Origin of the sequence: Paraburkholderia sp. JPY419, assembly GCF_050435705.1 — a bacterium.
GTDB lineage: Bacteria > Pseudomonadota > Gammaproteobacteria > Burkholderiales > Burkholderiaceae > Paraburkholderia > Paraburkholderia youngii.
Genome location: NZ_JBNDKV010000004.1, coordinates 829,855 through 851,972, shown reverse-complemented (window position 1 = coordinate 851,972; position 22,118 = coordinate 829,855). Strand labels below are relative to the sequence as shown.

General features: G+C 63.5%; 19 protein-coding genes. 13 read left to right on the top strand and 6 right to left on the bottom strand.

The window, feature by feature from the left end; translation table 11 throughout:
• The first annotated feature begins 7 nt into the window (after positions 1-7).
• Entirely contained in the window at positions 8-1,318 is a 1,311-nt protein-coding gene (locus QFZ91_RS32385) for an HlyD family efflux transporter periplasmic adaptor subunit (RefSeq protein ID WP_429569692.1), read from the top strand.
• Positions 1,319-1,378: 60 nt separating this feature from the next.
• Here the strand turns inward: QFZ91_RS32385 and QFZ91_RS32380 are convergent, their stop codons facing one another.
• Genes QFZ91_RS32380 through QFZ91_RS32365 form a run of 4 tightly spaced genes read right to left on the bottom strand, consistent with a single transcriptional unit; the run spans position 1,379 to position 6,080 of the window.
• On the bottom strand, positions 1,379-2,308 hold the full coding sequence (locus QFZ91_RS32380) for a LysR family transcriptional regulator (protein ID WP_176383633.1): 930 nt from the start codon (positions 2,306-2,308) through the stop codon (positions 1,379-1,381).
• Complete coding sequence (locus QFZ91_RS32375) at positions 2,308-2,607, bottom strand: ArsR/SmtB family transcription factor (protein WP_176383631.1); 300 nt, start codon at positions 2,605-2,607, stop codon at positions 2,308-2,310. Before QFZ91_RS32375 ends, QFZ91_RS32380 begins: the two co-directional genes overlap by 1 nt.
• Positions 2,601-3,200, bottom strand: a complete 600-nt coding sequence (locus tag QFZ91_RS32370; protein WP_368599802.1) for an AraC family transcriptional regulator — start codon at positions 3,198-3,200, stop codon at positions 2,601-2,603. The genes QFZ91_RS32375 and QFZ91_RS32370 overlap by 7 nt, the downstream gene beginning before the upstream one ends.
• Positions 3,201-3,218: 18 nt before the next feature.
• Entirely contained in the window at positions 3,219-6,080 is a 2,862-nt protein-coding gene (locus QFZ91_RS32365) for a 2-oxoglutarate dehydrogenase E1 component (protein ID WP_429569691.1), read from the bottom strand.
• Positions 6,081-6,499: 419 nt separating this feature from the next.
• Between QFZ91_RS32365 and QFZ91_RS32360 the strand changes: the two genes are divergently transcribed.
• The 5 genes from QFZ91_RS32360 (at position 6,500) to QFZ91_RS32340 (ending at position 12,677) form a co-directional block, all read left to right on the top strand.
• On the top strand, positions 6,500-7,471 hold the full coding sequence (locus QFZ91_RS32360) for a GlxA family transcriptional regulator (protein WP_176383625.1): 972 nt from the start codon (positions 6,500-6,502) through the stop codon (positions 7,469-7,471).
• 31 nt (positions 7,472-7,502) lie between these two features.
• On the top strand, positions 7,503-8,039 hold the full coding sequence (gene mug, locus QFZ91_RS32355; protein ID WP_368599805.1) for a G/U mismatch-specific DNA glycosylase: 537 nt from the start codon (positions 7,503-7,505) through the stop codon (positions 8,037-8,039).
• Positions 8,040-8,460: 421 nt separating this feature from the next.
• A complete protein-coding gene (locus QFZ91_RS32350) occupies positions 8,461-10,068 on the top strand; it encodes an MFS transporter (protein WP_429569690.1) in 1,608 nt (535 codons plus the stop codon).
• Between the two features lie 12 nt (positions 10,069-10,080).
• Entirely contained in the window at positions 10,081-11,157 is a 1,077-nt protein-coding gene (locus tag QFZ91_RS32345) for an HlyD family secretion protein (protein ID WP_429569689.1), read from the top strand.
• Positions 11,154-12,677 (top strand): efflux transporter outer membrane subunit, encoded by a 1,524-nt coding sequence (locus tag QFZ91_RS32340; protein ID WP_368718449.1) that lies wholly within the window; start codon positions 11,154-11,156, stop codon positions 12,675-12,677. The genes QFZ91_RS32345 and QFZ91_RS32340 overlap by 4 nt, the downstream gene beginning before the upstream one ends.
• A gap of 64 nt (positions 12,678-12,741) precedes the next feature.
• Here the strand turns inward: QFZ91_RS32340 and QFZ91_RS32335 are convergent, their stop codons facing one another.
• Positions 12,742-13,662 carry a LysR family transcriptional regulator gene (locus tag QFZ91_RS32335; protein ID WP_368718448.1) on the bottom strand — a complete coding sequence of 307 codons (921 nt, stop codon included), beginning with the start codon at positions 13,660-13,662 and terminating at the stop codon, positions 12,742-12,744.
• Positions 13,663-13,805: 143 nt separating this feature from the next.
• Between QFZ91_RS32335 and QFZ91_RS32330 the strand changes: the two genes are divergently transcribed.
• The 3 genes from QFZ91_RS32330 to ilvB are packed head-to-tail and all read left to right on the top strand — an operon-like array spanning position 13,806 to position 17,200.
• Positions 13,806-15,035 (top strand): MFS transporter, encoded by a 1,230-nt coding sequence (locus tag QFZ91_RS32330; protein WP_429569688.1) that lies wholly within the window; start codon positions 13,806-13,808, stop codon positions 15,033-15,035.
• 48 nt (positions 15,036-15,083) lie between these two features.
• A complete protein-coding gene (locus QFZ91_RS32325) occupies positions 15,084-15,338 on the top strand; it encodes a hypothetical protein (protein ID WP_368614060.1) in 255 nt (84 codons plus the stop codon).
• A complete protein-coding gene (gene ilvB / locus QFZ91_RS32320) occupies positions 15,335-17,200 on the top strand; it encodes a biosynthetic-type acetolactate synthase large subunit (RefSeq protein ID WP_429569687.1) in 1,866 nt (621 codons plus the stop codon). The genes QFZ91_RS32325 and ilvB overlap by 4 nt, the downstream gene beginning before the upstream one ends.
• Before the next feature lie 100 nt (positions 17,201-17,300).
• Here ilvB and QFZ91_RS32315 read toward each other — a convergent pair whose 3' ends face one another.
• Positions 17,301-17,612 carry a hypothetical protein gene (locus QFZ91_RS32315; protein ID WP_429569686.1) on the bottom strand — a complete coding sequence of 104 codons (312 nt, stop codon included), beginning with the start codon at positions 17,610-17,612 and terminating at the stop codon, positions 17,301-17,303.
• A 753-nt stretch (positions 17,613-18,365) separates the two neighbouring features.
• Between QFZ91_RS32315 and QFZ91_RS32310 the strand changes: the two genes are divergently transcribed.
• The 4 genes from QFZ91_RS32310 (at position 18,366) to QFZ91_RS32295 (ending at position 22,081) form a co-directional block, all read left to right on the top strand.
• On the top strand, positions 18,366-19,328 hold the full coding sequence (locus QFZ91_RS32310; RefSeq protein WP_176383609.1) for a SphA family protein: 963 nt from the start codon (positions 18,366-18,368) through the stop codon (positions 19,326-19,328).
• 326 nt (positions 19,329-19,654) lie between these two features.
• Positions 19,655-20,395, top strand: coding sequence for an SDR family oxidoreductase (locus tag QFZ91_RS32305; RefSeq protein WP_429569685.1), 741 nt, complete (start codon positions 19,655-19,657; stop codon positions 20,393-20,395).
• 82 nt (positions 20,396-20,477) lie between these two features.
• The gene (locus tag QFZ91_RS32300; RefSeq protein ID WP_429569684.1) at positions 20,478-21,350 is read left to right on the top strand and encodes an ABC transporter substrate-binding protein; all 873 of its coding nucleotides are present in this window, start codon (positions 20,478-20,480) and stop codon (positions 21,348-21,350) included.
• Between the two features lie 149 nt (positions 21,351-21,499).
• Complete coding sequence (locus QFZ91_RS32295; protein WP_429569683.1) at positions 21,500-22,081, top strand: flavin reductase; 582 nt, start codon at positions 21,500-21,502, stop codon at positions 22,079-22,081.
• The last annotated feature ends 37 nt before the right edge of the window (positions 22,082-22,118 follow it).

Below are 22,118 nucleotides of genomic sequence, written 5' to 3'. Positions count from 1 at the left end.
AACTGCAATGAGCGATTCGATCACGACCGACCGCGAACTGGCGGATCAGGAAGCCGTACAGAAGACCGGCGCGCAAGCGCCCGCCACGCCCGAAGGCGACAACAAGGCGACGCCCCCGTCGAGCCGCAAGCGCCTGATCGCGCTGCTCGGTGCCGCGGTCGTGCTCGCGGGCGCGGCCTACGGCGGTTACTACTACACCGAGGGCCGCTATCATCAGGAAACCGACGACGCGTACGTCAGCGGCAATCTCGTGCAACTGACGCCGCAGGTCACCGGCACGGTGATCGCGGTCAACACCGACGACACGCAGATCGTCAAGCAAGGCGACCCAGTCGTCACGCTCGATCCGGCCGATGCAAAGCTCGCGCTCGCCGATGCCGAAGCGCAGCTGGGCCAGACCGTGCGGCGCGTCTCCGGCCTGTATGTGAACAACGACTTCTACGCGGCGAACGTCGCGCAGCGCGAAGCCGATCTGGCCCGAGCCCGCGACGACCTGCGCCGGCGCGAGGCCGTGGCGGACACGGGCGCCGTGTCCGCCGAAGACATCGCGCACGCCCGCGACGCGGTCAGCGTCGCGCAGGCCGCGCTCGACGCCGCGCGCCAGCAGGGCGAAGCCAACCACGCGCTGACCGACCGCACCACGGTCGAACAGCATCCGGACGTGCAGGCCGCCGCCGCGAAAGTGCGCACCGCGTGGCTCGCCTATGCGCGCGATACCTTGCCAGCGCCGGTGACCGGCTACGTCGCGCAGCGCCGGGTTCAGGTCGGCCAGCGCGTCGCGCCCGGTACGCCGCTGATGGCGATCGTGCCGCTCGACGGCGTATGGGTCGACGCCAACTTCAAGGAAGTGCAGCTCAAGCACATGCGAATCGGCCAGAAGGTCACGCTCACATCGGACGTCTACGGCCGCCGCGCCCGCTATCACGGGCGTATCGAGGGCTTTTCGGCCGGCACGGGCAGCGCGTTCGCGACGCTGCCGGCGCAGAACGCCACCGGCAACTGGATCAAGATCGTGCAGCGGCTACCGGTGCGCATCGAACTCGACCCGGCCGAGCTGGCCGCGCATCCGCTGCGTATCGGCCTGTCGATGACGGTCGATGCCGACACGCGGGACGAGTCCGGTTCGCAGCTGGGCGCAGCGCAGAACACGCGCTATAGCACCGACGTTTTTGCGCGGTACGATGCAAAGGCCGACGCCGAGATCGACAGGATCATCAAGCAAAACGAAATGGTTTCCCGCGCGATAGCCGCGCAACCGCAATCACAATCCGAATCGCAACGCTTGGCGTCGCACCAGCACAAGGCAAACGCGGGTTGAATCGATCCAGGTCCAGCCAGCCGCGACACGGCATCGAGCGGCAGGCCACCGAGGCGGGGCTCAACTACCGAGCGCCGCCTCATCTTCGGCCAGTGCCGTCGGCACGGTCTCGCGCAGAAAATCGACGAAAGTTCTGATCTTGGCGTCCAGATACTGGCGCGATGCATGGACCGTGAAGGCCGTCAGCTTCTGCAGCCGATACTGCGGCAGCACGCGAACCAGCGCACCGCTGTTGAGCAAGGGCAGGGCACTCGACATCGGCAGCGCGCCGATGCCCACCCCTTCGCGCAAGGCGACACCGAGCGCATCAGGCAAGTTCATTTCGACCGCGGCTCTTGGAAGCACAATCGTTTCGCGGCCGTTGGGTCCGTCCAGATGCCAGCGATCGCGCGGGAAGATCGACATGACGAGCTGTAGGCACGTGTGACCGCGAATGTCCTGCACCGTGCGCGGCGTGCCGCGCGCATGCAGATAAGCGGGCGCCGCGCACAGCACGCTGTGGACGTCGCCGAGCCGATGCGAAACGAGTCCGGAGTCCGGAAGATCGGTCGAACTCAATCGAAGCATCAGATCGTAGCCATCGTCGAGAAGATCGGGCGTGCCAGACGATAACGTCAGCTCGACCGACACGGCAGGATAGCGCTCACGATAGTGGACCGCTGCCGGCACCAGATACGTCGTGCCAAAACCAGGCGACGCATGCACGCGCAGCCGGCCCGAGGGTTTGACTTGCGCATTGGCTGCCTCGGCGTCGGCCTCGTCGACCGAGGCGAGTATCTGTTGGCAGCGATCCAGATATCGCTCGCCCGCATCGGTCAGCGCGAGCCGCCGGGTACTCCGGTGCAGCAGACGAGTGCGCAGATGTATCTCGAGTTGCGCGACCGCCCGCGACGCGTTGGCCTTCGGAATGTCCAGACGGGAGGCCGCCGCCGTGAAGCTTCCTTCTTCAGCGATGCGGACGAATATCCGCATCATGTTGAGCTTATCCATTACAAATGCATGCGAATCTTTTCGGTAAATGCCCGTATCACTTCTTCATTGCGCGACAGGAAAACCCATTGGCCGACTCGCCGCGGAACCAGAAGTCCCGCATCGACCAGCAGGGCGACATGCATCGATACCGTCGACTGCGCCAGACCGCTGCGCGCCTGGATCGCGTGCACGGGTACGCCGCGGCCGTGGCCTGCGTAGTCGTCCGGAAAGGTCGCGGCGGGGGCTCTCAACCACCCGAGGATGTCGCGCCGCAGCGGATTCGCGAGAGCCTTGTGGATCAGGTTCATGTCTAACATCGATTTCTCCGTACGCACCCGGCGTTTCGTTCCGGCAGCGTCAACAACGCCGTGGCGATCGTTCCCGCGGCATGTTCGCCGAGGTCTTCCCGCACCAGCGACAGCGCGAGGTGGATTGCCGCACTCGCACCGCCCGACGAGTACAGGTTGCCATCCTTCAGGCAGCCGGGATTCGATACCACATGGACCAGCGGATATTCGGCCGCGAGGCGATCGGCGTCGCGCCAATGGGTATTCAGCCAGCGGCGATCGGCGAGACCGGCGCTGGCAAGCAGAAACGCGCCGTTCGAAATACAGGCGAGCCTATGGGCCTTTGGCCCCGCATCGCTCAGCCAGTCCACGAGTTCGCGATGCTCGCGCGCAGAACCGGGCACCGGCGAGCCGGGCACGACGACGAGATCGAATGGCGGGCGCGAATCGAACAGGCATTCCGTCGTACCCACGGCCGTTCCGTTCGAAGCACGCACCGGCCCGGGCGACGGGCCGATCAGATGCGATTCATAGAAGACACCCCCATACAGCCGGTTTGCCTGATGAAACACATCCATCGGACCGCTGACTTCGAGCAGCTGAAATCCTGCATAGAGCATCATCGCGACACGCATACGCACTCAGCCGGTGAACGCTCGCGACACGAGCGCGGATTGCACTGCCGCATGCGCCGCGTGCGATCCCGGCGCGGTCGATGCCCAGGCATCCGGTCCCGCGTACAGCAGCGCCTTGCCGGTCGGCAGAATCTCGCGTAGCAGCGGCTCGGCGAAACTCCATGCGCCCTGGTTGCGCGCTTCCTCCTGGCACCAGACCACGGTCTTCAAGTTCGGATAGCGGGCGAGTTCGGCGGCCAGCTGTTGCGCCGGAAACGGATAGACCTGCTCGACGCGGATGATCGGGGTGTCGGTGATACCGGCGCTGCGGCGATGATCGAGCAATTCGAAGTAGAGCTTGCCGCTGGTTACGATCACACGCTCTACACCAGCCGCGCGGGACGCGTCGATGTGGATGTCTGGCAAAACCTCGCGGAATTCGCCGTGACTCAACTCGTCGAAGGTGCTGGTCGCTTCCGCGTGGCGCAGCAGCGACTTGGGCGTCATCACCACGAGCGGGCGCCGTGCGACGGTGCCGGCTTGCATCAGCAGCAAATGGAACAGCTGCGCGGGGGTGGTCGGTTGCGTCACCCGCATATTGTTCTGCGCGCTCAATTGCAGGTAGCGCTCGAGCCGCGCCGATGCATGCTCGGGGCCCTGGCCTTCCTGCCCGTGAGGCAGGAACAGCGTCAGGCCGCTGTGTTGTCCCCACTTGGCCTCGCCCGCCGCGATGAACTGGTCGATCACCACCTGCGCGCCATTGGCGAAGTCGCCGAATTGCGCTTCCCAGATCACCAGCGCATTGCGATTCACCGTCGAATAGCCATACTCGAATGCCAGCACGGCGGCCTCGGAAAGAATTGTGTTCGTCACGCTGAACCGGCCTTGCGCTGCGCCGAGATGATCGAGCGGAACGTAGACCCCATCGGGACGATGCATGCGAGTCTGATCGTGCAGCACCGCGTGCCGGTGGTTGAAGGTCCCGCGCGCGCTGTCCTGCCCGCTCAGCCGCACACTGACCCCGGCTGTGAGCAACGAGGCGAATGCCAGGTGTTCACCCATGCCCCAGTCGAGCAGGCGTTTTCCGGAGGCCATTTCCTGCCGCCCGCTGATCATCTTCCTGACGAGCGGATGCAGCGTCAGGTCTGCGGGAACGGTCGAGATCCGCTGCGCGAGCGCGCGCAGATCGTCGGCCGATGGGACGAGGTGGCGGGCTGCGCCTGTCTGCGCGGCTGAGCGCGCGCGCTTGGCGCGTTCGTCGTGCAGCGGCGACGCATAGGAACCGACGGTTTCGTGCGCCCGCTGGAAAAGCTCGCGGCGCGCGCTGACGTAGCGTTGCGCCTCTTCGGCCGTCAGCACGCCTTGCTGGATCAGCCGGTTTGCGTAGCGGGTCCGCACGCCTGGATGATTCGCGATCGAGCGATACATCAGCGGCTGTGTGATGCCCGGAGTGTCCTGTTCCTGATGCCCGTATCGGCGGAAGCAAACGAGATCGATGACGACGCTGCGTTTGAAGGTGGTGCGATAGTCGAGCGCCATCCTCACCGCCATCGCGACCGCTTCTGGGTCGTCGCCATTGACGTGCAGGATCGGCGCTTCAATCATCTTCGCGACATCGGTCGTATAGAACGACGAACGCGTGTCGCGCGGATCGGAAGTCGTGAAGCCGATCTGGTTGTTGACGACGACGTGGACGGTGCCGCCCGTTCCGTGTCCGCGCGTATAGGAAAGGCTCAGCGTTTCCATCACCACGCCCTGGCCGGACATCGCCGCGTCGCCGTGGATTTCCACCGGCAGCACGTCGTCGCCGTCGGCACTGCCGGCGAGATCCGCCTTCGCGCGCGCCATGCCTTGCACGACGGGATCGACGATCTCCAGGTGCGACGGGTTGAACGCGAGCGTCACTTCAACCGGTCCGTCGTCGGTTTCGACCGAACTCGTGAAGCCCTTGTGATACTTGACATCGCCTGCCGTCAGTTTTTCGGCATTCTTGCCATCGAATTCGTCGAACAGCGCGCGTAGCGGCTTGCCGACGATATTCACGAGCACGTTCAGGCGGCCGCGGTGCGCCATGCCCATCACGAGCGCGCGCAGCTTTTTGGACGCACCATAGCGGACCAGTTCGTCGAGCAGCACGATCAACGACTCGCCGCCTTCCAGCGAGAAACGCGTTTGCCCGACATAGCGTGAATGCAGGTGTTTTTCGAGCCCTTCGGCCGCGCTCAAACGTTCGAGCAGCCGCAGTTTTTCCGCGGCTTGTAGCGTCGGTCTCGCTCGCGTGGATTCGAGCCGCATCTGCCACCAGCGCCGTTGCTGCGCGTCGGCGAGGTGCATGAACTCGGCGCCGAGTGTGCCGGTGTACGTTTGCTCGAGCGCGTCGACGATGTCTTTCAGCGTCGCGTCGTCCTCGAACAGAAAGGTGTCGGCGGTGCTGAAGGTGGTCGACATGTCGGCGGCCGACAGGCCGTAGTAGGCCGGGGTCAATTCGGCGTAGGAGCGGGGCGGCGTCCAGGCGAGCGGGTCGAGATCGGCGACGCGCGTGCCGATCATCCGGAACGCGGCGATCAGCGATTGCACCGCGACCTGCTTTCTCGCGAGGCCCAGCGCGTCGACGGCCTTTTTATCGGTCTGGTTATCGTCGTCATGGCTGGCCGCGACGACGGCACGCGGCGTTCGCTTTGCCAGTTCGACGAAGCTGGAGATCACCGGTGCATGCGGCTGGTCGTCGCGATCGCTGCCGTCGCTGGCGGGGGTATCGCGCAACGCATCGAACCACGCCCGCCACTCGGCCGTGACCGCATCCGGGTCAGCCAGGTAAAGCTCATATTGCTCTTCGACGTAGGGGGCGTTGCCCCCGAACAGGAAGGATCGCTGACGTTCCTTGAACATGATGAATCTGCCCTTGGTCGCTGTGCGGTCGTGAGCCGGCCGCAACACATGAAGTGACTGCTATCGCTGCGTATAGTCGCCCCCGGTACAGCCAGGCATTGACGCGCGTCACAAGCGCCGTCCTGAGCGGGAGACTTCCCGGCATGCCCGGTTGATATGCCCGGGCCGCGGTCGTGTACACAGTCTAGTTAAGCGAGGCAGTGGCGGAAACATGCCGATGGTGAGTTCATCTGCCAACTAGTTGAGGTTTTGAGCCACGCACGCGGTCGAGGCGTGCGGCGTGTCGGGCATCGTGGCGGCGACAGATTTGTTACTCGCAGACACAATAGTTTTTCCAGACGCTGACGGCATGCGCGGCCGATGATGCGGTAAGCTGCGCCACGCATCGCAAACATAGTTCCCGTCATGAAGGTCACGGCATGAAAGTCGCCATTGTTGTATTCGATGGTGTGCAGGCGCTGGATGTAGCAGGCCCACTCGATGTGTTCGCCGAGGCGAATACGTTCCTGCCCGAGCATCAGCGCTACGAGGTCACACTGGTCGGGCGCGAGGCGGGCACCGTGACCTGCTCGAATGGCATGCAGCTGGCGGTTTCGTTCGGCTATGCCGACCGTGACGTTCAATGGGACCTGCTGCTGGTGGCAGGAGGACCGCAGTTACCCGATGCCCAGCCATCGAATGAATTCCTGGCGTGGTTGCAGAATCAGGCGCGCAGCGCGAGCCGCTTCGGCTCCGTGTGCAATGGCGCGTTCGTGCTCGCGCATGCCGGGTTGCTCGACGGCAAGGAGGTCACGACGCACTGGTCGGACGCGCATCGGCTGTCCAGTGAATTTCCGCAAGCCAATGTGCAGCCGGACAGAATCTTCGTTCGCGACGGACGGCTATTCACATCGGCCGGCGTGACCGCTGGCATCGATCTGTGTCTCGCGCTCGTTGCCGAGGACTGGGGGCACGAGCTCGCGGTGCGGGTCGCGAAGCGTCTGGTCGTGTATATCCAGCGCGAAGGCGGTCAGTCGCAGTACAGCCCCTACATCGGTGCGGGCAAGGACGAAGATCCGATCCTTCACAAGGTCTATCGATTTGTGAGCGAGCATATTGCCGAGGCGCTGTCGATCGACGACCTCGCGAGCGCGGCCTCTGTGAGCCGCCGCACCTTGTCGCGGGTGTTCGCGAAGCACGCGAAGTTGACGCCCTCGGTGTTCGTCGAGCAGGTGCGCGTCGATACGGCAAGAAAGCTGCTCGAGAATACCGATGCTCCGCTAAAGACGGTCGCGTTCAAATGCGGCTTTCACAACGCCACGCATATGCGCACGACTTTCTCGCGGCGACTCAACGTCACCCCGAAGCAATATCGGATGCGATTCAGAGGGGAGGCGAGTGCGCAACAGTGAGTCCATCGCGGAGCTTTCAGACGTGTCGCCGATAGCGAATGACGATGCCGCGCAATCCCTGCCCGACGTCATCGGGCCCGGATTGTCGATCCTCTTTTGCGGCATCAATCCCGGATTGCTCGCGGCGTCGACTGGACATCACTTTGCAGGCAGAGGTAACCGGTTCTGGAGGGTTCTTCATCGTGCAGGTTTCACGCAGGAGGAGTTTCGCCCCGAGAACGACCGTCAATTGCTGAAGGGTGGATATGGTCTGACTGCTGCGGTCGCCCGCCCGACGGCTCGTGCGGATCAGTTGTCGAAGGCGGAGATTCAAGCCGCTGCGGCGCAGTTCGAACAGAAGATCCGCCACTACGCGCCGCGATTCATCGCGTTTCTCGGCAAGGTGGCGCTCGCCGAAATGTCCGGCCAGCGTGAGATCGAATGGGGCCTGCAAGCGCGCAATTTCGGCGGTGCGCGCGTATGGGTGCTGCCTAACCCAAGCGGCCTGAACCGGTCCTTCAGCCTCGATGCACTGGTGAGCGCGTATCGCGAGCTCCGTATTGCGGCGGAATTGACGCGCTTCGATTAGGCGGCCGCTTGCTGCCTCCATCTCGCTTTGCTGCCTCCACGGCCGCACTGAGCCATATCTCCCGCTTTGGCCCGAACACATACGGGTCAATTCCGGCCAGCCGGTAACCACTGGTCGCGCATCGGCGTTTCGCCTGACTCAAGCCAGCAACTGAATGGAATGGCCCGCGACGAACCACCCGGTTTCGTCGCGACGCACGCTTTTGCGCCCGTGCCGCGCGCGGCACGCAGCCGTTCGCGACAGCGTGGCCTGGCCAGTTTTCCGTACTAGATGGCCCAAAACCCGACATGCCGAAGCTTTCGGAAATCGTCCCGATCTCTGACAATTAAGCAATCGGTGAACAGCAGCGAAGCGCGGTGAGCCGACAGCTGACTATCCCTATCGGGCAGTACAGCTAACCAAACGGGAGCGGGTGAAACCTATGACGACTGAAATGGAAGCGCCGAGTATTCCGCGATCGCCGGAGCCCGCTCCCTTGCGCGTGATGGCGGCGCCGCCCCAGACGCCCCCTGCGCAGGTGAGCTTCACGGCGCGCATCGCGCTCGGGCTCGTCGGCATGCTGTTCGCGTCGCTGCTGGCGATCCTCAACGAGCAGGTTACCGCGGCCGCGATGGCGGATATCCAGGGCGCCTTCCTGATCGGACATGATGACGCAACCTGGCTAACCGCACTATTCGAAGCGGCGAACGTCGCAACGATGGTGTTTGCGCCGTGGTTCGGCATCACGTTCACGCTCAAGCGCTTCACGATTGGCGCGGTGCTGGCGACGATGTGCTTAGGGCTGCTGTGCCCGTTGGCTCCGAATCTGCCGGCTCTGTACCTGTTGCGCATCCTGCAGGGAATCGCGGGGGGAAGCCTGCCGCCGATGCTGATCATCGTGGCGCTGCGCTATCTGCCGCCCAATCTGAAGCTGTATGGCCTCGCGGGCTATGCGCTGACGGCTACTTTCGGCCCGGCCCTCGGCACGCCGCTCGCCGCATTGTGGACCGAGTTCGTCAGCTGGCGGATGGCGTTCTGGCAGATCGTTCCGCTAGGCGTGCTGTGCTGCGTAGCCATTCAGCAGGGGCTTCCCGCGGATCCGATGAAGCTCGAGCGGTTTCGCTCGTTCGACTGGGTCGGCTTCGTGACCGGATTTCCCGCGGTCGCGATGCTCGTGACCGGTCTATTGCAAGGCGATCGTCTCGACTGGTTCGACTCCGGGTTCATTCGCGTGATGTTCGGCGCGGGGTCGCTGTTGCTGGTCGCATTTCTCGTCAACGAATGGTTTCAGCCGGTGCCGTTTTTCAAGCTTCAGCTGCTTGCGCGCAGGAACTTCACACATGGACTTTCGACCTTGCTCGGCACCGTGATCCTGCTGGTGGGCATGGCGGCGATTCCGGGCCAGTATCTCGCGAAAGTGCATGGCTACCGCCCGCTGCAGACCGCGCCGCTGTCGCTGTCTCTGGCCATCCCGCTGTTGATCACATTGCCGCTGACGGCTGCTTTGCTCAACACGCGCCGCGCCGATCACCGCTGGGTGATCGCCACGGGTCTCGCGCTGATGTTCGCGACCTGCGCGTTGGGAAGCTTTATGACGTCGGAATGGATTCGCGACAACTTCTACCTGCTGCAATCGTTGCAGATCGTCGCGCAGCCGTTGGTGATCATGTCGATCCTGATGGGCGTGACGACGGGGCTGCCGCCCACCGAGGGTCCGTTCGCTTCGGCGATGTTCAATACCGTCAAGACGTTTTCCGCGGCGCTGGCGAGCGGACTCATCGAAGCTGTGGGGACTGCGCGCGAGCACTTTCATTCGAGCATGCTGGTCGATCAACTGGGCAACCGGTTACTGATCGCGAACCAGGGCGTCGACGCGAACTACGGTCTCGGTCAGCTCGCGCACCGGATTCACGAACAGGCGGTGGTTCTGACTTCCGCCGATCTGTATCGCGTGATGGCGTGTGTTGCCGTTGCGCTTCTTCTGCTGGTTCCCGTGTTGCCTGTGCGCATCTATCCGCCGTGGAGCACGACGCCGCCTTCTTCGCATTGAGGAACGATTTCCATGTCATCGACTATGCCATCCCCACTGAAGATCTTTCGTGTTGCCGCGGTCATCGGCGTCGTCGGCCTTGCTGCATGGGCTGCCACGCGGCTCTTTGCGAGCCCGAGTACCGAGTCCACCAACGACGCCTACGTCACCGCGGACTTCACGCTCGTCGCGCCGCGCGTCCCGGGCCAGATCACCGACGTACTGGTCAACGACAACGAGGACGTGAAAGCGGGCCAACTGCTCGTGCGCATTGATGACCGCGACTTTCGCGCGGCGTTGATGAGCGCCGATGCGGAAGTGGTCGCGGCGAAGGCGTCGGTGGCGAACTTCGACGCGGAGATTGCGCGGCAGCCGTCGCTGGTCGAGCAGGCGCGCGCGACGCTGCGTGCCGACGACGCATCGATCGGTTTTGCTCGGGCTAACGCGTCGCGGTACCAGAACCTTTCCGACGCCGGCGCTGGGACGGCACAGGAACAGCAACGCGCTTCGAGCACACTCGCGCAGCAGCTTGCGCAGCAGTCGCACGATCAGGCGGCGTTGCTGGCCACCGAGCAGAATCTGGACGTGCTGCGCACGCAGCGCGACAAGGCCGCAGGCGCACTGCAACATGCCGAGGCTGCGCTCGAGCAGGCGAAGCTGAACCTCTCGTATACGGAGATCCGCGCGCCCGTCGACGGCAAGGTCGGCCGCCGATCGGCGCGGGTCGGCGCGTTCGTGACGCCTGGCGCGCCGGTGCTGGCGATCGTGCCGCTATCGGATGCATACGTGGTCGCCAACTTCCAGGAAAGCCAGATCACCAACATGCGGCCGGGTGAAACCGTGCGCGTGACGGTGGATAGCCTGCCCGGCGTCGTGATCCGCGGCCGGATCGATAGTCTCGCTCCCGCGACCGGCGTCAGCTTCGCGCCAATCGCGCCCGACAACGCCACCGGCAACTTCACGAAGGTCGTGCAGCGCGTACCCGTCAAGATCACGATCGATCGCGGCCAAGCGAAGGCGTCGGCATTGAGCGTGGGGCTTTCGGTCGAGGCGGAAGTCAAGGTAGGTCACGGTGACGAAGCCACGGCCGAGGGAGCGGAAAGAGAATGAACACGAGCGAATACTCCTTGCGCGGTGTCGTCGCCGCGCTTCTGACCTGTATTGCGCTGACGGCATGTACGGTGGGTCCGAACTTCGAACGTCCACAGACGGCTACGCCGCGGGTGTTCGAGCGCACGCAAGCCGCGCAGTCGCCGAGCCGCGCCGTGCAAGCCCAGTTCGGTCCAGACTGGTGGACGCTGTTCAACGATCCGGTATTGAACGATCTGGAAAAGCAGCTAGCCGACGCCAATCTGGACGTCGCAGCGGCCTCCGCGCGTTTGCTGCAAAGCCGGGCCGAGCGCCGCGTGGTCGGCGCGGCCGAGTACCCGACCCTCGACGGCGCCGCTTCGTACAACCGCGAACGCGGCAGCGAAAACGGCATCCTGTCGCTGCTCGGCGTTACCCCGACGCAGAGCCAGCCGCAATCGGCTTCCGGCAGCGCGCCGCTCGGGGTGGCGGCCATGCCGGGCTCCAATGGCTCGCCCGCCTATAACCTGTATCAGGCTGGGTTCGATGCGTCGTGGGAGATCGATCTGTGGGGGCACGTGCGCCGCAGCGTCGAAGCGGCGACCGCGATGTCAGAGGCCTCGTATGAGGACCGCAACGCCGTGCTGTTGAGCGCGCGCGCGGAGCTGGCGCGCGACTATATCGAGCTGCGCGACACGCAGGACCTGCTCCAGATCGCGAAACAGAATCTCGACATCGCCAATGATGCGCTCAAGCTCACGCGGGTTCGTGCGCATGAAGGCGTCACCACCGATCTCGACGTATCGAACGCCGCCGCGCACGTGGAAAACATCGAAAGCCTGATTCCGACGCTGGAGTCCCGCTCCGAGACCACGATCAACGCGATCGGGCTGCTGCTCGGGCAGGATCCCGGGGCGCTGCGGCAGACGCTTGCCGCGCCTCGCGAGGTGCCGGTGTTGCCCGCACAGGTGCCGATCGGCTTTCCGTCGGAGCTCGTGCAGCGCCGGCCCGATATCCGCAAGGCGGAGGCGGACCTGCATGCGGCGACCGCGACGGTCGGCGTCGCGAAGGCCGATTTCTATCCGCGCATTACGCTGAACGGTAGCGCGGGCCTGCAGAGCCTGCAATTGTCGAATCTCGGCAGCTGGGCGTCCGGGCAGTTCGTCGTGGGACCGTCGATCACGTTGCCGATCTTCGAGGGCGGTCGTCTGAAGGGCACGCTGCAATTGCGTGAAGCGCAGCAACAGGAAGCCGCGATCGTCTACAGGCAGACGGTGCTGCGGGCGTGGCAAGAAGTCGACGATGCGCTCGTCACCTACGATGCCGAACAACGCCGCCGCGATCGGTTGGCCGCGGCCGTCAGCATGAACGAGCGCGCGCTCGTGGTCGCGCGGGCACGCTACAAGGCGGGCGCGCTCGACTATCTCGACGTGCTGAACGTGCAGCGGCAACTGCTCGAAGCGCAGAGCAATCTGCAGACGAGCAAAGCCACCGCCGCGACCAATCTGATCACGCTCTGCAAAGCGCTGGGAGGGGGATGGGAATCGACCTACGGCGGGTAACCAACGCGCCGGCGATGTCGTGGAAATCGCGTCCGGAGTGTAGACCGCCGCGACGCGGCCGCGCTCAGACCTCGGTCACTCTGATCGGTTGTCCTGAGATGCGCGCGTGCAGCCGTGGTGTCGCGAAGTCGAGAAAGGCGCGCAGCTTCAAAGGCAACGGCGTTTGCCCCGCATGCACGAGATGGATCGGCAACGGCGCCGACTCGAACGCATCGAGCACGACACGAAGCTCGTTCGCATGGATCGCGTCCGCCACCTGGTAGGAGAGCACACGTATCAGTCCGACGCCGAGAATCGCCGCCGCGATCGCGGCGTCCGCCGTGTTCACGGTGAGGCGAGACTGCACCGGCACGGTCAGCACCGACTGGCCGGAGCCGAAGGTCCACGCGCGCGTCGACTCGAGCACCTCGAACATGATGCAGCGATGCGCGCCGAGATCCGCTGGTCTGGCCGGCACACCCTGCGCATCGAGGTACGCGGGACTGCCGCAGATGACCCGGCGCACCGCGCCGACGCGCCTCGCGACCAGCGTGCTGTCGGGGAGTTCGCCGATCCGGATCGCGACGTCGGCGTGCTCGTCGAGCAGATGCACGATGCGGTCCGTCAGCACGAGATCGATGTCGATTTCGGGGTAGTGCGCCAGAAAATCCGCGACTACCGGCACGACGTGCAGACGGCCGAAAACGATCGGCGCGGTGACCACCAGTTGGCCCCTCGGTGCCGCGTATTCGCCCGTCGCGGCGCGCTCGGCTTCGCCGATCTCTTCGAGAATCCGCCGGCACGCGGCGACGTAGGAAGCGCCGGCCTCGGTCAACGATAGCTGGCGCGTGGTGCGGTGAAGCAAACGTGTTTTCAGATGCGATTCGAGTTCTCCAACCTTGCGGCTGACCGTGGCGAGCGGCATGTCGAGCCGGCGGGCGGCAGCCGACAGACTGCCCGCATCGACGACCGCGACGAGGATGGACATCGCTTCGAGACGGTTCATGATCCTCTCGTTCGATGGAAGGATGAATCTCGATCCTGACGGATTCTCTTGATCAGCGCAAGCGCGTAACGTTCATAACCGGAAGCCGGAGGGCGGCATGTCGCCGCAAAAGCCGGAGCGAGTAAACAATAAGGAGCTTTGCAGTGCCCGACTCAACCCACCTCACCGATCGGTCCGCCGCGCCCGCATTCGTGTCGCGCGGAAAGATCCTCATGATGGCGATCATCGCCGGCGCGGTGATCACCAACATTTACTGCACGCAGCCGATCCTGCCGCTGATCGCGGCGGGCCTGCGCGTCGACGTGACGACGGTCGACCTGGTCGCTGCGGCGGCACTGCTCGGTTTTTCGAGCGGGCTCGCATTGCTGCTGCCGCTCGGCGATCGGTTCGACCGCCGCAAGCTCGTGCTGATCCAGATCGCGCTCGCGTGCGTGTTCGGCGTCGCCGCGGCCGTCGCGCCCGGCATCTGGTCGCTCGTCGGGGCGTCGTTTGGTCTCGGCATCGTCAGCTGCGTTCCGCAGCAACTGGTGCCGTTCGCCGCCGTCATGTCGCGGCCGAGCGAGCGCGGGCGGAACGTCGGCACCGTCGTGAGCGGGATCATGATCGGCATCCTGGCCGGACGTACGGTCGCCGGCGTGATCGGCGCGGCGTATGGATGGCGCGCGGTGTACGGCGCCGAAGCGGCCTTCATGGTGCCGGTCTGGATCGCGGCCGCGGCGCTGCTGCCGCGCGGCGTGCCGTCGACAAACCTCTCCTATGGACGTCTGCTCGCCTCGCTGTGGCCGCTTGCGCGCGACAATCGTCCAATTCGCGAATCGATGCTGATCCAGGCTTTGCTGTGGGCGTGTTTCAACGCGTTCTGGGTCAATCTCGCGGCGCTTCTCGCGAGCGGACCGTGGCATCTCGGCAGCGCGTGGGCGGGCGGTTTCGGCGTAATTGGCGCGGCCGGCGCGTTCGCCGCTTCACTCGGCGGCAATGCGACCGATCGCGTCGGGTTCCGCAAGGTGATCGGCGCCAGTATCGGCATCGTCACGCTCGCGTATCTGTTGCTGTCGGGCGCGGCGAGCTCGCTGACGCTGTTGATCGTCGGCGTGATCGTGCTCGATATCGGCGTGCAGTCCGGCCTTGTATCGAATCAGACGCGCGCTTTTGCCGTCGATCCGAAAGCTCAGGGGCGCATCAATAGCCTTTATATGACGGCCACGTTTTTCGGCGGTGCGGTCGGCGCGACGCTTAGCGGCTGGCTGATGGCGCGCTATGGCTGGACCGGCATCGTCGTATTCGGCATCGCGCTCGGCGTGCTCGCCGCCGCGATTCACTGGATCGGCGCGAATCGGGGAACGGTAGTCGATGTCCAGACAACCCCCGATTGATCGCGTGTTACCGCCTGGTTCGAAGGTCGTTGACTGCAGAGGTGAATCATGAAGGTCGCGATGAAAACTGTCGTCCGTAAAGATGATGCTCCGACGATCGTGCATGCGATGAAGTCGGTCGATCCCGACGCGAAAGTCGAAGTCGACGTCGTCATCCGAAGCCGCTTCGCCGGATCGGATCGCCGCGCCGTTGGATGGCCCGGATGCGATCCATGCTGGCCCGTGGATGAACCTTTTGTCCAGGCAAGCCGCGGCGATTGTCGTCAGAATCCAGAGGACCAGTTTGACGCGAGTCAGGTATGAGCAAAAACCCGAAAACTGCCGTACAGGAAATTCATGAAGCACCGTCTGCCGGTGAATCGATGTCGGGTGCCGACATCATCTTGCGCGTGCTCAGCGAACAGGGCGTCGATACCGTGTTCGGCTATAGCGGCGGTGCAATCCTGCCGACCTACGACGCTGTGTTCCGTTTCAACGAACTGCATGCACACGATCCGGCACGGCAGATCAACCTCGTCGTACCGGCCAACGAACAGGCTGCGGGCTTCATGGCCGCGGGCTATGCGCGCGCGAGCGGCAAGGTCGGCGTTTTCATGGTCACGTCCGGCCCCGGCGCGACCAACGCGGTGACGCCGATCGCCGACTGCAACGGCGATTCGGTGCCGGTCGTGCTGATCTGCGGACAGGTGCCGCGCGGCGCGATCGGCAGCGATGCATTCCAGGAGGCGCCGGTGTTCAACATCATGTCGGCGTGCGCGAAGCAGGTGTTTCTCGTCACCGATCCGGACAAACTCGAACAGACACTGCGCACTGCATTCGAAGTCGCGCGCACCGGACGGCCCGGCCCCGTCGTCGTCGATGTGCCGAAAGATATCCAGAACTGGACCGGTAGGTGGCAGGGGCAGGGCACGCTCGCGTTTCGCGGCTACTCCGATCGTCTTCGCAAGGTGGCCAAAGGCGCGCATCTCGACCACGGCAAGCGCGCGGAGTTTTTCGATTTGCTCGCGCAAAGCCGGCGTCCGCTGCTGTATGTCGGCGGCGGCATCATCACAGCTGGGGCGACCCGGGAGCTGCGGCAGTTCGCCGAGCGTTACCGGATTCCCGTGGTGCATTCGTTGATGGGGCTCGGCACGATATCGGTAAAACACGAACTGGGCCTTGGCATGCTCGGCATGCACGGGGCAGCCTGTGCGAACTATGCAGTAGAGGATTGCGATTTTCTAATCGCGGTGGGCGCACGGTTCGACGACCGCGTCGCCGGCGGCCGCCCCCACGCCTTTGCGCCGCGAGCGCGCTACGTCGCGCACATCGATATCGACGAGGCCGAAATCAACAAGGTGAAACGCGCGCATTGGGCCCATGTCGGCGATGCGAAGAACGCGTTGCTATCGTTGATGGACCACGATGCACAGTTCGAGGCTCCGGCGGCGTGGCTCGACCATATTGGCGAACTGAAGCGGCATTACGGCATGAACTACGAGCGCAACAGCCCGCTGATCCAGCCGCAGTTCGTCGTCGAAAAGCTCAGCGAGATCACCGGCGGCCGGGCCATCGTGACTACCGGCGTGGGGCAGCACCAGATGTGGGCTGCGCAGTTCTTCGACTTCGTCGAGCCGCGAAGCTTTCTGAGTTCGGGCAGCATGGGGACGATGGGCTTCGGGCTGCCCGCGGCGATCGGCGCGCAGATAGGGCGCCCGGATGCCCTCGTGATCGACATCGACGGCGATGGCAGCATGCGGATGAATATCGGCGACCTCGAGACCGCGACCACGTATGGCGTTCCAATCAAGGTGCTGTTGCTCAACAACGTCGGTGACGGGATGATCCGGCAGTGGCAGCGTCTCTTTTATGACGGACGCTTATGCGTGAGCGACAAGTCACTTCATCGGAAGGACTTCGTGATGGCGGCCAAGGCCGACGGGTTCGAGTTTGCGCAGCGCGTCGAGTCGATCGCCGAATTGGAAGGCAAGCTCCGAGCTTTCGTCGGATTCCCCGGACCGGCTTTTCTCGAAGTGATGATCGACCAGAACGCCGATGTGTTTCCGATGGTCGGGCCGGGACAAAGCTATGCGGAGATGATCACCGGGCCTTTCATCCCGTCTCGCAATGAGCAGGAAGCTGGCGGCAAGCACGCGGTGCGTCAGGCGGCGTCGGATATGTTCTAAGTGAAGTGAGCCGGCTTTGGGCCGGCTCACGAGGCGCTTCGAGTCGCGACTTGCGGGGCGCGAAGCGGGAAGGGCATCAATTGCGTGTGGTGCGGGCCGCTCAGGCGCGCGGAATCTTAGCAATGGCGACAATTTCGACCGCAGCGTTGGCGGCAACCTCGCTATGCGAAAACGCCGAGCGCGCATGGGCCGCCTTGTCGGCGACCACGGCGGCGAACACCTCCAAAACGCCGCCGACCACGGCGGGCTGATCGTAGAAGCCATCGGCTGAACTCGCGTGCATGCGCAATGGGCAAGCGAACACGACCGCTACCTGTCGTCCCTCGGATTGCCTGCAACGGCGGAGCCATTCCAGCAAACGCAGATCAGCGATGACGCTCGCGAATTCGGCCAGGCTGTGGATGGCAGCCAACTCGCTAGGGGAAGCATCCTTAACTCGTTTCACATCGCGCTGAAGTTCAAGGCTGTCTGGATAGTGTCATCTTGCGTGCGTTCTTGCCTGCGGTTACTGGCAAGACCGGTGGCAGATTGATTACGTCCTACGCCGGTCCGCTCCATTACGCGGCGGAATAGTGTCTATGACGCCGCGTCTATAGAGCGATCATTCTGGCTAGCCTAATGTAGTCCAACAGCGACGGTTCGGAAGGCACGGTGTACGGCCAAATCCCGAGCGTTCTCCATTGCGGGTGACCAGTAGGTCTGCCCGATACCGGGAAAAGTGAAATGTCCTACGCGCAATTACCACCGCAAGCGGCGCCGCGCGGACTCGAGCGCGAGTCCGCAGCGTGCATCATTCCACGACGATATCCGCACGCGGAAGATTTGCGAAATGACGATTCGCGAGCAGGACATTCGCGTGCAATCGAGCCCATGACGTATAACGGTTCGCGAACCTCCGCCGCAAACAAGCCCGATTTCCCCAATCTGATGTTCGCCCCCGATTACCCGGTCCATTCCGATCGGGACCGAAACTCATAGCGTTCCGACGAAGCGCGCTTCAGACGCTTTGCGGCGCTTGTGCTTACAGCACACGTACACGCCCGGTTCGCATCGCCGGGCTGGTGCGTGAGGCGCACGGCCTCTCACAAGCACTTCATTCGCAGTCCAACTCAGAGCAATACATCTAAAGCGCCGTGCGTTGCCTGACGAGCGCGAAGGGAAAGCCATGCCCTTTTTCGAGTATCGCGGCTTGCGTCGGTGTGTCAGCGTCCCGCTCATCGCGGGCGCCGCGGTTGCATCATGCTGCCGGGTAGCAACCGTCCATGCAACCGAGGGCGGGGGGAACAACTATCCGGTCGGCGTGAACACACTGCTGCCGGGCATTCAGCCCGCCCCAGGCAATCACTTGTATGTCTACCTGCAAGACTACGAAGCGACCACGCTGGCAGGAAACAACGGCGACCCATCGAGCAGCGTATCGGATTTTTCGCTTCATGCGCAGGCATTGGCATTCCGCTTGTCGCACGTGTGGCGGGACGTGACGCTGTTCGGTGCGACGCTCGAGTCGAGGACCAACATCCCGTTCGTCAATCTCGACGTGCACTTCGACGCGCACACGCCAAAAGGTCGGGTATACAAGAGCGGGCATGCGACGGGGCTGTCCGATCTGACGCTCGGACCGCTTTTCCTCGGCTGGCATATCGGCAACCTGCATCAGGTGATTGGCCTCGAATTTTTTGTCCCGACAGGCAGCTACGACCCGGGCCGGATCGTCAATCCCGGCCGCAACTACTATTCGATGCAGCCGAATTACGCGGTCACATGGTTGCCGACGCCGAATATCGAATTCAGCGCGCGAGCGCTTTACAGCGTGAACTCGGTCAATCACGCTACCGATTATCACTCCGGCAATGAATTCATCGTCGACTACAACGCCGGTTATCGCTTCACGCCGATGTGGCAGGTCGGCGTGAGCGGGTATTTCTACAAGCAGACGACGGACGATTTACAACACGGCGTTCCGGTCAACGGCAATGGCAACCGCGGACAGGCGTTGGGCGTGGGCCCGTCGATCGCATACGGCAATCGCAAGTTTTCCGTCGCACTCAAGTACCAGCGCGAAATGATGGTCCGCAACCGGCCAGAAGGAAACCGCGTCTGGCTGCAGATGTATATGCCGTTTCAATAGTAGATGTGCGATCGAAGCCTCGTCGTCGATCCGCATCGCATGAGGAGAGACGAGCTTCATTCCACGACGGAATAGTGTCCATGACCCGACATGCGTAGTACTGAACATATCGACGCGGTACTGTAGATAACAGAAAGACACACGACGCGTTCACGATGCGACGAATGCAATAAGTGTCCATGATTTGCGCGTTGTTTGCCGATGCATCCATCACTGACCTGATAAGGAGTCGCTTCGCACATGAGTACAACGAATTACACCAACGCGGAGCCGCGCGCGTGCTCCAGTTGTGAATATCCAATCAATCCCAACACGGAGGTGACACCATGTCCGTCGCGCTAATCACTGGAGCAAGCCGAGGTATCGGCGCAGCCATTGCGGCCGCCTTGGGCAGGCAAGGCTACAAGGTCGTCGTCAATCATCGCAACAGCGCGGCTCAGGCCGATGACGTGGTCGCCACGATCGCTGCGGCCGGCGGTGAAGCCATCGCGATTAAAGCCGACGTCACCCGGCCTGACGACGTCGCCGCGATGGTGGAGCACGTGAACGAGCGCTGGGGCGGAGTCGACGTCCTCGTGCACAACGCGCTGACGCCGTATGACGTGACCTCGTTCGCCGACCTGAGCTGGGAGCAGCTTGGCGGAAAGCTGGATACGGAACTGCACGCCGCCTTTCTGGCAACCAAGGCCGTGGTTCCGGGCATGATGACCCGGAGGCATGGCCGGCTCATCTATCTGAGTGCGCTGCTGTCACGTCGGCCGCGCAACGGGATGATCACGCTCGGCACCGCGAAGGCGGCTCTCGACCAGTTTGTGCGCTATGTCGCGCTTGAATTGGCGCCGCACGGCATTACCGCCAATCTCGTCGCGCCGACCACCGTCGAAGGTGCGACCTCGGCAGGCCTGATTTCCGCGGAGCGCCTGAAGGCGATCGCGGCATCGATACCGATGGGCCGGCTCGCGCATCCGACGGAAGTGGCCGATACGGTCGTCTACCTCGCAAGCGAAGCGTCGGGCTTCACCACCGGGCACTACCTTCCCGTCAGCGGCGGCTTTGGAATGGAGTAAGCACGGCAGGTCGCCGAATCGGATCCACGGCCTCGCGAAACACACTTTCAATTGCATCTGATTGTCCTGACAGGAGATTCACATGACGAAGCTCTCGATCGACCTGACTTATGTTGGTGCGGGTATTCACGAAGAACTGGTCGCGCATGTCGCTGATCAGGAGGGATATTTCGAAGATGAAGGCGTTCACGTCGCGTTGCGTGACGGCGCCGTCTGGAAAACCGAGCGCGTGCGCGCCGGCGCAACCATCGGTCTGGGCCGCGCTTTATTGTCGCGGATGACCGACGGCATCAAATGGACGGCGCTGAGCGTCAATACGCACCAACCGCTGTTCTGGTTCGTCGGCGCTAATGGCGTGCGGTCGATGGAACAGCTGCGTGGCCGCCGTCTGGCCGTGCACGGGGCGCGCACCGCGCCGGGGGTGTTCGCTCGGATCGTGTTGCGCAAGCACGGGCTGGATCCCGATCGCGACGTCGAGTGCGTCGAGCGAATCCCCGGCGACTACCAGATGGATTTGCGGCGTCTGCGCGACGGAACGATCGACGCGGCTTACGTGGGCAGCACGTTGTCGGCAGAACAGGTGGCACGCGAAGAAGGCTTTTCGGTGTTGGCCTGGGTCGGCGATCACTTCCAGATCCCCACCGTGGGGCTCGCGGTTGACCCTTCGCGCATCGCACTCGACGACCAGGCGCTGCAAGCGCTGGTACGCGCGTACAAACGATCGCTGAAAACGATCGCCGAACAGCCGAGCCTCGCGGTCGAACATATCGCGTCGATGTTGGGGCGACTCACGCGCAGCGAAGCGGAACAACACTACGAACGCTACATCCGGCCGCATTTCACCTCCGATGGCCGGGTCGATCTCGCGCTTGCGAAACAGGGGGTGGCAGCGGTCGCCGCCGAACTGGGGCTCGCCACGAAAGGGGCCGACGAGATGTACCTGGCGACGTTGTAATCGGGTAGTCAAGTCAATCGGGTCGAGTTGGAGAAGGTGTCGAAGTACTTCGCCACTTACCTTCTCGTCCCGGGTTCGCGGGCGCGATGCGCTTCCGTGGCGTTTGGAGAACGCAGCCCCCGCACAACGTTGGATTTGGAGACCGCGTCATGCCTAACACGCAGAAAAGACGAGAGCTGGCATCCGACTCTGCCATCGCCACGCTGCAGCCGAATCTGCCGGCGACGACGGTGGCGGACGTGAGCGCGACCGACTTCAGGCAGGCGCTGTCCAGCGCGATCACGCCGGTCACGATTCTCGCCACCGATGGGCCCAACGGAAGGGCGGGTATGACCTGCTCGGCCGTTTGCTCCGTATGCGACACGCCGCCGACCGTGCTCGCCTGTGTAAACCGCAAAAGCTTCGCCAATGGCGTAATCAAGGCGAATGGCGTACTCACGCTCAACTGGCTCGGAGCCGAACAGAGCGAACTTTCGCAGCTCTTCGCCGGCGTCGGTGCCGCCTCCATGCAGGAACGGTTTGCCGGCAGCGAGTGGGGAACCCTCGCGAGCGGTGCGCCGTATTGCAAACAGGCGCTGATGACGCTCGATTGCCATCTCGTCGATGCGATCGAGTTCGGCACGCATAGCCTGTTGTTCGCTCGCGTGATCGCGACGATTCAGTCGGACGACGGCCGGCCGCTTGCTTACTATCAGCGCGCCTATGTAACGACTCACCCCGCCACCTGTTAATCAGCGGTCTCTTCACTTCATTACGCAAAAGGAATAG

Excerpts from the sequence above, each read along its gene's own strand:
- QFZ91_RS32385 (WP_429569692.1), top strand. The coding sequence starts at position 8 with ATGAGCGATTCGATCACGACCGACCGCGAACTGGCGGATCAGGAAGCC.
- QFZ91_RS32380 (WP_176383633.1), bottom strand. The coding sequence starts at position 2,308 with ATGGATAAGCTCAACATGATGCGGATATTCGTCCGCATCGCTGAAGAA.
- QFZ91_RS32375 (WP_176383631.1), bottom strand. The coding sequence starts at position 2,607 with ATGTTAGACATGAACCTGATCCACAAGGCTCTCGCGAATCCGCTGCGG.
- QFZ91_RS32370 (WP_368599802.1), bottom strand. The coding sequence starts at position 3,200 with ATGATGCTCTATGCAGGATTTCAGCTGCTCGAAGTCAGCGGTCCGATG.
- QFZ91_RS32365 (WP_429569691.1), bottom strand. The coding sequence starts at position 6,080 with ATGTTCAAGGAACGTCAGCGATCCTTCCTGTTCGGGGGCAACGCCCCC.
- QFZ91_RS32360 (WP_176383625.1), top strand. The coding sequence starts at position 6,500 with ATGAAAGTCGCCATTGTTGTATTCGATGGTGTGCAGGCGCTGGATGTA.
- QFZ91_RS32350 (WP_429569690.1), top strand. The coding sequence starts at position 8,461 with ATGACGACTGAAATGGAAGCGCCGAGTATTCCGCGATCGCCGGAGCCC.
- QFZ91_RS32345 (WP_429569689.1), top strand. The coding sequence starts at position 10,081 with ATGTCATCGACTATGCCATCCCCACTGAAGATCTTTCGTGTTGCCGCG.
- QFZ91_RS32340 (WP_368718449.1), top strand. The coding sequence starts at position 11,154 with ATGAACACGAGCGAATACTCCTTGCGCGGTGTCGTCGCCGCGCTTCTG.
- QFZ91_RS32335 (WP_368718448.1), bottom strand. The coding sequence starts at position 13,662 with ATGAACCGTCTCGAAGCGATGTCCATCCTCGTCGCGGTCGTCGATGCG.
- QFZ91_RS32325 (WP_368614060.1), top strand. The coding sequence starts at position 15,084 with ATGAAGGTCGCGATGAAAACTGTCGTCCGTAAAGATGATGCTCCGACG.
- ilvB (WP_429569687.1), top strand. The coding sequence starts at position 15,335 with ATGAGCAAAAACCCGAAAACTGCCGTACAGGAAATTCATGAAGCACCG.
- QFZ91_RS32310 (WP_176383609.1), top strand. The coding sequence starts at position 18,366 with ATGCCCTTTTTCGAGTATCGCGGCTTGCGTCGGTGTGTCAGCGTCCCG.
- QFZ91_RS32305 (WP_429569685.1), top strand. The coding sequence starts at position 19,655 with ATGTCCGTCGCGCTAATCACTGGAGCAAGCCGAGGTATCGGCGCAGCC.
- QFZ91_RS32300 (WP_429569684.1), top strand. The coding sequence starts at position 20,478 with ATGACGAAGCTCTCGATCGACCTGACTTATGTTGGTGCGGGTATTCAC.
- QFZ91_RS32295 (WP_429569683.1), top strand. The coding sequence starts at position 21,500 with ATGCCTAACACGCAGAAAAGACGAGAGCTGGCATCCGACTCTGCCATC.